This window comes from Carboxylicivirga litoralis (assembly GCF_025499605.1).
Lineage (GTDB): Bacteria > Bacteroidota > Bacteroidia > Bacteroidales > Marinilabiliaceae > Carboxylicivirga > Carboxylicivirga litoralis.
Map to the genome: position 1 here is coordinate 62,818 of NZ_JAFMVC010000017.1, position 11,984 is coordinate 74,801.

Annotated in this window: 7 protein-coding genes; 3 read left to right on the forward strand and 4 right to left on the reverse strand. The window is 40.2% G+C overall.

The genetic code is table 11. From position 1 onward, the window contains the following. Window positions 1-11: 11 nt before the first annotated feature. Window positions 12-1,112: a glycoside hydrolase family 26 protein gene (locus tag J1N10_RS14990; protein ID WP_262327540.1), complete on the reverse strand. Its 1,101-nt coding sequence runs from the start codon at window positions 1,110-1,112 to the stop codon at window positions 12-14. Between the two features lie 293 nt (window positions 1,113-1,405). Between J1N10_RS14990 and J1N10_RS14995 the strand changes: the two genes are divergently transcribed. Continuing rightward, window positions 1,406-2,284 carry a helix-turn-helix domain-containing protein gene (locus tag J1N10_RS14995; RefSeq protein ID WP_262327541.1) on the forward strand — a complete coding sequence of 293 codons (879 nt, stop codon included), beginning with the start codon at window positions 1,406-1,408 and terminating at the stop codon, window positions 2,282-2,284. A 38-nt stretch (window positions 2,285-2,322) separates the two neighbouring features. Here J1N10_RS14995 and J1N10_RS15000 read toward each other — a convergent pair whose 3' ends face one another. After that, window positions 2,323-6,402, reverse strand: a complete 4,080-nt coding sequence (locus tag J1N10_RS15000; RefSeq protein WP_262327542.1) for a hybrid sensor histidine kinase/response regulator transcription factor — start codon at window positions 6,400-6,402, stop codon at window positions 2,323-2,325. 137 nt (window positions 6,403-6,539) lie between these two features. Beyond that, entirely contained in the window at window positions 6,540-7,631 is a 1,092-nt protein-coding gene (locus tag J1N10_RS15005) for a BamA/TamA family outer membrane protein (protein WP_262327543.1), read from the reverse strand. Between the two features lie 185 nt (window positions 7,632-7,816). Here J1N10_RS15005 and J1N10_RS15010 point away from each other — a divergent pair, with 185 nt between their 5' ends. After that, window positions 7,817-8,422 carry a zinc ribbon domain-containing protein gene (locus J1N10_RS15010; RefSeq protein ID WP_262327544.1) on the forward strand — a complete coding sequence of 202 codons (606 nt, stop codon included), beginning with the start codon at window positions 7,817-7,819 and terminating at the stop codon, window positions 8,420-8,422. Between the two features lie 67 nt (window positions 8,423-8,489). On the opposite strand, the gene hrpB is transcribed toward J1N10_RS15010, so the two are convergent. Beyond that, complete coding sequence (gene hrpB / locus J1N10_RS15015) at window positions 8,490-10,976, reverse strand: ATP-dependent helicase HrpB (RefSeq protein WP_262327545.1); 2,487 nt, start codon at window positions 10,974-10,976, stop codon at window positions 8,490-8,492. A gap of 90 nt (window positions 10,977-11,066) precedes the next feature. Here hrpB and J1N10_RS15020 point away from each other — a divergent pair, with 90 nt between their 5' ends. Beyond that, window positions 11,067-11,948: a porin gene (locus J1N10_RS15020; RefSeq protein ID WP_262327546.1), complete on the forward strand. Its 882-nt coding sequence runs from the start codon at window positions 11,067-11,069 to the stop codon at window positions 11,946-11,948. Window positions 11,949-11,984 lie beyond the last annotated feature (36 nt).

Genomic DNA, 11,984 nt, shown 5'->3' on the forward strand with positions numbered 1-11,984 from the left:
TTATTAAACTATTATTCCATTGTTTTTTTATACTCCGTCAGGTCATTGAGCAACCATACATTTTCGCGTGCCAACATTTCTTTAGCGTATATAGCTGATGCGTGCTCGGGATAAGGAAAGAAGAAATGTTTTAAAGGATCGTTGCGCCACACCAGCGTATAACTGATATTGGATGCTACTTTTGGATCGGCCAGAACAACGCCTAATTTACTCATATACCAGGTTGAATCAGGTATATTTTCATAACCCGTTTCTGTTAGGGCCGATACTTTGTCCGTTTTGTTGGCATAATCAATAACGATGTGCAGTTTGCGAATGGCTTCGTCTAATAAGCCATCGGTATATAAATCGTAATAGTTATCCATTCCGACCACATCAACATACTCATCGCCCGGATACCAGGTCAGGTATTCTTCAATGGTATTGAAGTTACGATCAGGCGAATAGGCCACCAACATCTGGTCCACACCTTTTTCGTTACGCAGGTAATCAACCGTAAACCGGAATAAAGCTTTGAAATCTTCAGCAGTGCAGCTATTAACGCCCCACCAAAACCAGGTTCCATCCATCTCGTGCCATGGACGAAAAATAAAAGGCACTTTAACACCTTCAGGTGTTACAATACTATTGAGGTAACCGGCCAAAACATCCATATCTTTTTTAAAGGCCTCGTGATATTCACCTCCCGGAATAATCTTTTCAACCACCCGGGTTTCAGTGTTCCACGAATCCACCCTATCGATAACCGCAAAGGGATGCCAGCTAATGGTGTTGATGCCGCCTTGCTGATAGGCTGTTACGGCATAGCGTCTGATGTCATCGAAATAAACGGTGTCGAGATTCGCTTTAACACCTTTTTCAATACCACCCAACTCCCATCCAAATACGGCAGGATAATCACCAGTGACACGTTTCACATCGGAATTGCCTTCTACATTGTTCCAATAATAACCGTAGGCATAGGTGTCCTGATGGCCAAATAAAACAGCTTTGGTTTTTACAGCTTTTAAAGTGTGTAATAATTCCTCCTGGGGACTTAGTTCTTTTTGATGCGCAGGTTGACATGCTATCAAGAAGAATAACGAAAGTATAAACAGACTTATTCTTGCCATTTTAAGATTGAATATTAGTTAGTGATTTTACAATAGCAAATGTAGAGGTGTGTACCCCCTACACCAACTATTTTTCAATCAGAATGTGATATTATTGTATCAATTGTTTATTCAATATTTTTTTAATATAACCCTCTCACCCAACACACTCTATGTGGTTATATTTCAAGACATTAATAATAACGCGCAAAGATAGAATTACAGTTTGCATTCAAATCAAACATAGTTTGTTAACATTTGAACATATATAATAGTATAAGCCCTTTTACTTTTACCTATTAAACAGAACAACCATGCAACATGAAGTTCATCGCGAAATAACGCCACTTAAAGAGAACGATTGTTTTCTGGTTTTTGACCGGGAACGACGCGCTTTTTCTTTTCCTATTCACTTTCATCCTGAATACGAGATAAATTTTATCGTTAATGCCAAAGGAGGCAAGCGCACCGTGGGCGATCACATAGGCATTATTGACGATAAAGAACTGGTAATGGTGGGCCCTAACATTTATCATGGCTGGGAGAACCATCAAAACCAATCGGATCATACCTACCATGAAATAACCATTCAATTTCCAAGAGAGCTGTTTAACGATAACTTATTGGGTCGAAATATTTTACAGCCTATCAAAGAGTTATTTACCAACGCTAACCGGGGTATTTTGTTTTCACAGGAAACCATTCAGAAAGTGGAAAACAGGATTTACTCCATCAGCCGCAAGCGGAGTTTCGATAGTTTTTTAGAATTTCAATCGCTATTATATGATTTAGCTATTTCGCGCGATCAGCAGCTTTTGTCAAATATTTCCTTTCTCAGAAAGAACGATTTTCATAACAGCGAACGCATTGAAGCTGTTTATGCCTTTGTAAAAGACAACTACCATCGAAAAATAAAAGTAGAAGAAGCGGCCAACCATATTAATATGACTGTTGTTTCGTTTAGCCGCTTAATAAAACAGCGCACAGGTAAATCATTTGTCGACTTTACCAACGAAATTCGACTGGGTTATGCCACACGCCTTTTAATTGAAACCAATAAAAGCGTTGGTGAAATATGTTACTCGTGCGGTTTTAATAACATATCGAACTTTAACCGAATCTTTAAAAAGAAACAAGGATATACCCCGTCGGAGTTCAGGCAAAATTTTACTGGGATCAAAAACGTTTATTAAAAGAAGGACTAGAGTTTTTTGTTTCAAGCAGTTCATTATTACTTTTTAGCATGTGCCTTAATGTATGCCGTTGGCAACATGCCATACTCCTCTTTAAAATATTTACTGAAATATCGTGGATTATTGAACCCCACCTCATAAGCTACTTCAGCAATACTCATCTGGCTTTTCTCTAATAACTGAGCACCGCGCTTCAGGCGGATAATACGAATAAACTCAATGGGCGACTTTCCGGTTATCGACACCAGCTTTTTATATAAGTAAACCCGACTCATGGCCAGCTCGTTACTTAAATCCTCGACCGAAAACCCAGCTTCTGCCATATTGTCTTCTACCACTTTAACCGCCTTTTTTATGAGTTTTTCGTCCATTGAAGTAATTTGCACCTCACTTGGGTTAATTTCCACCGTTTTCTGAAACTCCTGTTGCATTTTACTGCGTTTCTCCAATAACTTATTTACCCGAAGCAACAATAAATCCATATTAAAAGGCTTGGTAATATAATCATCAGCGCCTATCTCCAGTCCTTTAATCTTATCTTCATCGGCCGTACGAGCGGTCAATAATATGATTGGAATATGTGATGTACGAATATCATTGCGCAATTTCTGACACAACTCGAGTCCATCCATGTTTGGCATCATAACATCGCTAATGATAATATCGGGTAAAGCCTCGTGAACCGCATTATAACCAAGCTGTCCATCGGCAGCCTCTCTGATTACAAAATCCTCTTCAAGTGTTTCCTTCATAAAGGTTCTGAAGTCCATATTATCTTCCACCAACAGCAAGCTTGGCTTATCTGCAGGTTTTGTCGCGTCTTCTTCAATAATGTGCCGTTCAGCATCTTTTTCTTTGGTCTTCTGAGCAACATTGTTGCCATCATCAAGCGGCAATAAAATGGTAAAAACCGCCCCCTTTCCTTCTTCACTTTCAACCCCTATGCTGCCGTTGTGTAGCTGCACAAGTTCACGTGCTAAATTCAGCCCAATGCCACTACCTGACAAACCTAACTTTTTGTTATTATCGGCCTGGTAGAACCGGATAAAAACTTTTTCTAAATCCGATTTTTTAATTCCAACACCTGTATCTTTAATCTCAATTTTAGCCTTTTGCACCTGCTCATCCATTGATAAAACCATACTAACCCGGCCATTTTCAGGAGTAAATTTTAGGGCGTTTGACAATAGGTTCATGATTACCTTTTGTAACTTATCTTTATCAAAACTAAGCATCAATTCATCCATTTCATGCTTAAAAGTGAATTTAATGTGCTTTTTATCAAATGATTCCGAAAAACTATCGGCTTCATCCCTGATAAAGGAGACCAGGTTTCCGTACGACGGATTAAAGCGTAAACCATGTAACTCCAACTTTCTGAAATCGAGCAATTGATTCACCAGGTTGAGCAACTGTTTAGCATTTTTATCAATGACCTTCAGTAACTTTTCATCCTTGGGTGAACAAGCTTTTTCAAGCAATTTCTGAACAGGTGTTAAAATCAGGGTTAAAGGTGTTCTGAACTCGTGACTCACATTGGTTAAGAAACGTAGTTTCATCTCATCCATTTCGTGATTTCGCTTAGCGGCCAAACGCTCTTGTTCAATAGCGAATTTTGAGCGTTCTTTCCGAATCATTGAATACCTGAAATATATGATCATCAATAAGATGGCAGCAAAGTATAAAGCATATGCCAACGGAGTGGCATAAAATGGCGGTAACACTTTGATTCGCAATTCTGCGTATTTATCATTCCATACCCCATCATTGTTGGCTGCTTTCACTTTTAAAATATAATCTCCAGCCTTAAGGTTAGCATAAGTCAGACTAAATAAACCTTCGTCCAGTAAATGCCATTGCTCATCAACTCCTTCCAATTTATATTGATAACGTGTTTTTTGAGGAATAAAAAAGTCGAGTGCTGCAAAATCAATGGAAAATACATTCATCCAATATTTCAAAACAATTTCTTTGGTAGAAACAATCGACTGTTTTAAAAGCCTGATGTTTTCGACCTTTGAGTTTGGTGAAATACTTTGATTATACACTTGTAACTTCGTAAAAACCACTTGGGGTAAAATATGGTTATACTTTATGTCTTTAACCTTAAACATATTAAAGCCATCGGCTCCGCCAAATATCAACTCATTCTCACTCGTTCTATAACTAGATCGGTCGTTAAATCCCTCGCTCTGAAGCCCATCGGCATGCGTATAATGCTTAACCTTAAACTCATAACTTCCATTAGCCGAAGATCGGTTAACAAATATCTGACACAAACCGGTTGGCAGGCTCACCCAAATTGACTGAAACTCGTCTTCTTCAATACTTGTCACCAAATCTTCGGCGATTCCATCCTTCTCCGTCAATTGTATTATCTCATCCCTAAGTTCATCATAAACGATAACACCTTCACGAGAAGCAAACCATAATAAACCTCTTGAATCTTCTAAAACATCAAAGGCCGATCGGCTGCCAAAACCTAAAGGTTGCATTCGGTTGTCGCTCGGATGGTATTTATAACGCTCCTCTTCAACATTATAAAAAATAATACCGTTAGCAGTGGCAATGACCATATTCCCATTGCTTAAATTACACACCTGATTTACAAATACGTAAGGCCATTCTATCAGCCCCTTATTGGGTAATGGATGAAACGAATCAGAGATTGTATCATACGTCACCACACCTCCTCCCAATGTGCCTATCCACAAACGTTGATTGCCATCGGCTGTTATGGACCAAATACTATTACTTGTTAGTCCATTACCAGTTGTCGTTTTGTATCGAACAAACTGTTTTCCATCATAGCGATTTAAGCCCGCCGTATAAGTACCAATCCATAATTGCTTATTGTGATCTATAAACAAGCTAACAATCACATCGCCGCTTAACGAAGAGTTATCATCCGGGTCGTTCTGAAAACGCGTATAGCGTTCGTTCTGTCGGTCATAATAAATCAAACCGCCACCATTGGTTCCTATCCAAAGGTTTTGCTTTGAATCTTCCACAAAACAGTTAACATCACTAAATGGCAAGCTGTTACTATCAGATACAATGTGTTTATAGTGGGCAAACTTATGAATACTTTCGTGGTAATAACATAAACCATTTTTAGTCGTTCCCAGCCAAATGATGTTGTTGTTGTCGATATATAGGTCTATAATCGAATTTTGGCTCAAGCTCTTATTATTATCTGGCTGATTGTACAATGCCTCTATCTTTCCTGAATATTTATTTAGAATATTTAAGCCTCCATGGTCTGTAGCAATCCATATTTGACCTTTTTCATCCTGGATAATACTATGTACCGTGTTACTTGTTAATCGTATGTCACCAGCTTCTTTCGAATATTGTTGCCACTCTTTTTTACGAGCATTGAAATGCGCTATTCCGTTATGATTACCATAATACCAGATATCTCCTTCAGCATCAACAAATATTTCGGAGTTTAAATAGTCCTTACCCATTTTGCCAACCAGGAAGTCATCGGTGAAGAGAAGTTCGAAACTTGTATCGTCATAACATTCAATCCTGCCATCTTCAAACAGGTAATAGTAGGCATTGTTATAATGTTTTAAATCAAAAGCCTTCACACCATTCGTTGATTTATCTGGAAACTTTTGAATCAATTGATTATTAACTTCATCATATAATTGAAAATACATTTGGTCATAATTCCTAAGCCACACTTGCTTATTTTTATCGCAATAGAATCGATAAGCCGTAAAGCCAAGCATATCTCCACCTAAGTATTCACCGATATCATTATAAAACCGTTCTTCTTCAACATCATAAACGATTGGTTTCAAACTCGTCTGAATCCAAAGGTTACCTTTATTGTCATCTTGTATCTCAACTATATAATTATTTGACAGCGAGGTCGAATCAGATGAATCATGTAAGAAATTGACAAACGAATGCCCATCGTAACGACTCAGACCTGCCAAGGTGCCAACCCAAATAAACCCTCTTGAATCTTTATGAATACATTGAATTTTATTATTAATCATACCATCGGCTTTGGTCACCGGCAAAAAAGAATATTGTTTTTGCTGAGTGAAAGCACTAATACCAATAATAAAAAGCAGAGTTATGACCGATACAATTCTATTCATGTGCTACAATGGTTTTGTAATAATCCAGCATTATTTTAGGTGCTAATAATACCTATTTAAAGCCGTTTAGCACTTATAAAAATGATAAAAATGCATGTATAAGATGATAATACGATTCTATCTTGAAACTAGCAGATTTATCTCCCAAACGACTCACCTATACGAAAATACAAACCCCAGTCATCTGTTCCTTTAGCCACATCGATTCCAATATTAATGCGCTCTTTGGGTATCACCTGGTAACGGATTCCAAGACCTGCACCCGGTAACAATTCTTCATCGAAAATAGTATCAAAGCTATCAACCGCACTGGCCAAACCAAAGAAACCTACCATACCCAGCTTTTTGTAAAAACGCCAGCGGTATTCAGCTTGGATCGCATATATTTGATCTGCCCGGTATTTACCCTCGGAATAGCCCCGTATATCATCGTGACCAACCACATTTTGCCCCTGAAACGGCACATCTCCGGTTGCAATAGATGCATGAACGCGTGTAGCCAAAATATTGCGTTCATTCTTTATTTTGTAGTAATGGTTGTAGGTTATTTCATAACTTTCAAACTCGGCTCCACTTCCAAGCCAATCCCGGTAAAAATTGTTCTTAAATTCAACGTTGTAACCACCATAAGGATTTATCTGATGCTCCCGTTTATCAAAATTGAATAAGTACCCTATATTATTCATATTAATGCGCTGATTCTTCATGTCATCAGGAAAGAAATCAGGTAAATCAAAATCTGTTTCTGCTACCGAATAAATACCTTGAACTCCAACATACAGTTTGTTGTATACTTGCCGTTGTATCCGTGCAAAAGCAAAATTAGCAGCTGTACTAAAACCGATAAATGTACCCGAGTTTTGTGTAAACTCCTGCCAATATTGGTAATTGACATTTCCCAGGCCGACTGCCAACAAAATACGCCATCTGTCTTCTTTCAGGTACATTCGTTGAAACAAGGACGTAAAATAGGTACCATTTGTTGTAACAATACCAAATACTCCAGAAGACGAGGTTGGTGAAATGGTATCATTCCTATTTATCTTATAAAAAGCCTGTGCGATAAGCCCAAAGCTCATACCCGTAGTGTTGTTGTAATTAAGCATTGGGATGGCCGCAAAAGAGTGCTTTTTGGTTGTATCAGCCACCTCTTGTGCTTTGATAGAAACAGTTACAAAGATGATGCTGCAGACTAATATGATACTGATTTTTGAGAGTAGAATTCTCATAACGTGAGTTGGTTAAAATATTTCGTATCTAAAGTTAGGTTTTTATGGTTTTGATAACAAATGAAATCACTGACCTTCCCTGACGCTCTTATTCAGAATAATTCTAAGGCAACCTGATGCTGTTTTATTCATACAGCTGACTATTTTTAAACTTCTAACTCACATTTTTAAAAAAAACTTCACAAATGGTAATCTACGGATGGCGCACGTCGCACATTAAAACAGAGGGGAACAATCAAATAAGCTGCCCACATTGTGGCGAAAAAGGTGGAATTTACAACAGTGTATATGGACGCTACGTCCATATTTTCTGGATTCCAACCCTATCGATTGGTAAAACAGGTGCAGCACAATGCTCACACTGTAAAAAGGTGTACAAACCTAAAGAAATGAATGATGACTTGAAGCGCTCTTATAAAACCTTGAAAAGCGATACCCGCATTCCATTCTGGCATTTTTCGGGAGTGGCCATTATTGCCATCATCATCGCACTGTTTACGATTAATGATAAGGCTGAAGCTCAGAATGAACTGGAATACCTGGATAATCCCATGATTGGCGATGTGTATGAGTACAAAGCCGACAAAAACGAATTTTCAACCCTGAAAGTTGTTGAAGTAGATGAAGACAGTGTTTACTTTGTGTACAATAACTACAATTACTCACAAAAGTCAGGCATAGAAGCGATCGATGTGGATTCATGCTATTCAAACGAGGCTTACATGGTGTCGCGTGAAGAGCTAAAAGCCATGTACAACGACGGAACTATCTACGATGTCAATCGGAAATAATACCATGGATATAATCAATTTAAATAGCTCATCGAGACAAAGATATTCATCTTGATGAGCTATAATTTTATTTATTCTGGCGCTTTACACCTCTCACGGCCGGTGCATCTAAAGGATTATCGGGCCAATGGTGCTTTGGATAGCGGGACTTCAACTCCTTCTTCACCTCAAAATAAGCATGACTCCAGAAGCTTTTTAAATCGTTGGTAATTTGCACCGGCTTAAAACCCGGCGAAAGCAAATGCATCAACACATTAACAGCACTGTTATTAACCTTTGGCGTATCGGTCATGCCAAACACCTCTTGCAGGCGAACAGCCAAAACAGGCGCTTCCCCATTGCTTTGATAATTAAGTTTTATTTGTGAGCCACTGGGTACTTTAATGCGCTCTGGCGCCAGTTGCTCCAACCGGCTTTGCAACTCAAAATCGAGATGGTGCTGGAGAACGGTTTTTAAGTCAATCTTTTTTAAATCATCCGGTTTCTTAACAGCACTCAGGTAGGGCGACAACCAACTTTCATTATCGGCCAACAAGGCCTCTGTCGATACATCGGGCCAGTCATATCCGGCATCCCAGCTACGCAAGCTCAACACCCTGTTTTGCCATTGCATCACCTCTTTATCGAAGTTTAAGAGCCAGCTTCCCTCCTTTTTAATAGCTTCGGAAATCGCCTTTATTTTCAGGCCTTCGTCATAATGGTGCAAGGGTTTACTTTGTAAAACAATGCTGCCAATCCGTAATTCTGATTGCGCTTTAAATCCACCACGCTTTGTATCCCAGCTGACCGATTCAACGGTTTTTACCATGGGCGCTAAATCCTGCGGGTTCAATGGCGATGCCAAAAATATTTTCCCAACACCTTCGCGGGCATTCACATTGGCAATTGCCAGCCAGCTTTCGTGAGCTAAATCATCCTGATGACCTGCAGCGGCAATACTTCCGTTGGCTAATTTAAACTGCGCATTGTTGCCCGGCTTGGCATGTGCTATGCGCTCCGGAAAGGCATAAACCAGTAACAAGCCCGTTTCGTAGGGGTCAACTGATGAATTGTCCTCCTCCAGCGATAATATGCGTCGATACTGCTCAGCTATTTTAGCAATACGGCTCAAGGGTTTGCTTTTCAGTTCCCCTAAGCGGTGTCGCCGGAGCGCTTCAATGCGGGCATTTAAATCAATTCCGGCTTCTTTCCCCAAGGGGTCTCGCTCTTCGAGCAAAGCGGCTATATCGCAGGCTAATGGTGCCAGCTCTTCTTCTTCAGCCATTAATAACATATGCGCCAGGCGCGGATGACATGGCAGCTGATGGATGGCTTTACCATGCTCTGTTATGCGATTATTATCTAAAGCCTCAAGCTGATGCAATAACTCTGTTGCCTGTGCCAAATGACCTTTGGGCGGCGGCGATAGCCAGGTGAGCTTGCGGATGTCCGCCACGCCCCACTGGGCCATTTCCAGTACCAAAGAGGCCAGGTCGGCTTCTTCTATCTCGGGCGTTCGATGAGGCTGCAAACGGTTATGCGTGCCTTTGCTCCACATGCGATAACACACACCTGGCCCCAGACGTCCGGCACGTCCGGCACGTTGATCGGCCGAATCCAGCGTTATATCAACGGTTTCGAGCCGTGATAAACCCGAGTTGGGATTAAACTTAAGTGTTCGGCTAAAACCGCAGTCCACCACTACCTTAATTCCTTCAATGGTTAAACTGGTTTCAGCTATTGATGTGGCTAATATTATTTTGCGTTTGCCTTCGCGATGCGGCATAATAGCAGCATACTGCTTATTGGGTGGCAACTGGCCATACAAGGGGTGAATCGAAATATCGCGATGCTTCTTTTTAAGGATGGTTTCACAACTTCTAATTTCACCTTCGCCGGGCAGAAACACCAAAATATCGCCCTGCTGTTCTTTCACCGCTTTTGAGACCACCCGTGCTGTTAACTCAGGCAGCAGCATCACATCGTTCTCGCCCTCGTGAATAATTTCAACCGGGTATTGACGCCCTTTACTCACCGCCGATGGCGCATTCAACAACTTGGTCAGTTGTGGCATATCCAAGGTGGCCGACATAATCATCAGGCGTAAATCGGGGCGTAACACCTGCTGTGCTTCCCGCGAGAGTGCCAGGGCCACATCGGCAAATAAACTACGCTCATGAAACTCATCAAAAATAACCAGACCAACACCTTCCAGGGCATTATCGCTTTGTAGCATGCGCGTTAAAATACCCTCGGTCACCACTTCCAGTTGCGTTTGTTCACTCACACAGTTATCAAAACGTATGCGATAACCAATCCGGTTCCCTACCTTATCGCCTATTAAATCGGCCATGCGCATGGCAATAGTTCGGGCAGCCAGACGACGCGGCTCCAACATAATGATTTTTTGCCCCTCCAACCAATCTTCTTCCAGCAACGCTAAGGGCAATAGAGTACTTTTACCGGCTCCCGGAGGTGCATTAACGATTAAGGTATTATTGCTGTGTAAATGTGCTTTTACCTCGTCTATAACTTCGGTAATGGGCAAATCTGTGCTATATGGATTGAAACTCACGCTGTGCTTATTTTGCTGCAAAAGTAGGGAAATAAATTGTGTAAAATAATTAGTACATTCGTGCGAATTCTAACCAAACTAACAATACTTATGAATAGATTTCTTCCAGTCTCTATCTTAGGGGTTATTATGACCTTAACAACAACTCTAACTAAAGCTCAATCAACTCAGTTATTCTCACCCGCCGATTCTGTTGCGCGACTTGAATTACGGTATTTGCACCCGTTTTATGATTATATCGATAAGAATAAGATAATAAGCGGTGCCTATGATATTGCCTTTTCTTATCCGATTAGTGACAACTGGAAGCTAATGGCTTCTATTCCATATGGAGTTGCCAAATATGAAATCGAATTAGATTATTTGGAATATAGCGATCCTCTAATATCAAATCCATTTGATGTCTCGAAAACAGCATGGGGAAATCTGATGTTAGGTGCAACATATTGCAAAAAACTAAATAACTCGAAGTACTTAAATACTCAGGGGAGCATCTTTCTGCCGACAGCGTCCCATGGCAGCAATAACAAAGCGTTGGATTACATGCTGTATGGTGATATGTCGGAGATGCATAAATATTTAAACTACGTGACCACCATCTTCACTAAAATAGCTTATGGCACAATTAAGCAAACAGCTTGGAATTTTGAATTGGGAGGAGGCCTTGAATATATGTTTGCCGGAAGCAATGCTACGGTAGCTGATGATTTGTACTTGAATTATTCATTTAACGGAAATTACTCTTTCGACCAATTCGCTTTGAGTGCTGATTACACAGGCTTAATTAATCTGACTACGGATGAATATGATGATTTTAGAGACCAAATGTTCGATGTTTTCAGTTTGGGGGCACATTATTCAGCTGGTAATTTCCAGCCAAGCTTGTTCTATTCGGTTTATACCCGAGACGATATCAGAGATGTTATTTCTGGAACTCTAGGTATTAAACTAGCTTATCGCTTTGCTAAATAAAACTTAAACCTGACAGGATGAAAAAAACGGTCAGGT

Coding starts and splice junctions, on each gene's coding strand:
- J1N10_RS14990 (WP_262327540.1), bottom strand. CDS start 1,112: ATGGCAAGAATAAGTCTGTTTATACTTTCGTTATTCTTCTTGATAGCA.
- J1N10_RS14995 (WP_262327541.1), top strand. CDS start 1,406: ATGCAACATGAAGTTCATCGCGAAATAACGCCACTTAAAGAGAACGAT.
- J1N10_RS15000 (WP_262327542.1), bottom strand. CDS start 6,402: ATGAATAGAATTGTATCGGTCATAACTCTGCTTTTTATTATTGGTATT.
- J1N10_RS15005 (WP_262327543.1), bottom strand. CDS start 7,631: ATGAGAATTCTACTCTCAAAAATCAGTATCATATTAGTCTGCAGCATC.
- J1N10_RS15010 (WP_262327544.1), top strand. CDS start 7,817: ATGGTAATCTACGGATGGCGCACGTCGCACATTAAAACAGAGGGGAAC.
- J1N10_RS15020 (WP_262327546.1), top strand. CDS start 11,067: ATGAATAGATTTCTTCCAGTCTCTATCTTAGGGGTTATTATGACCTTA.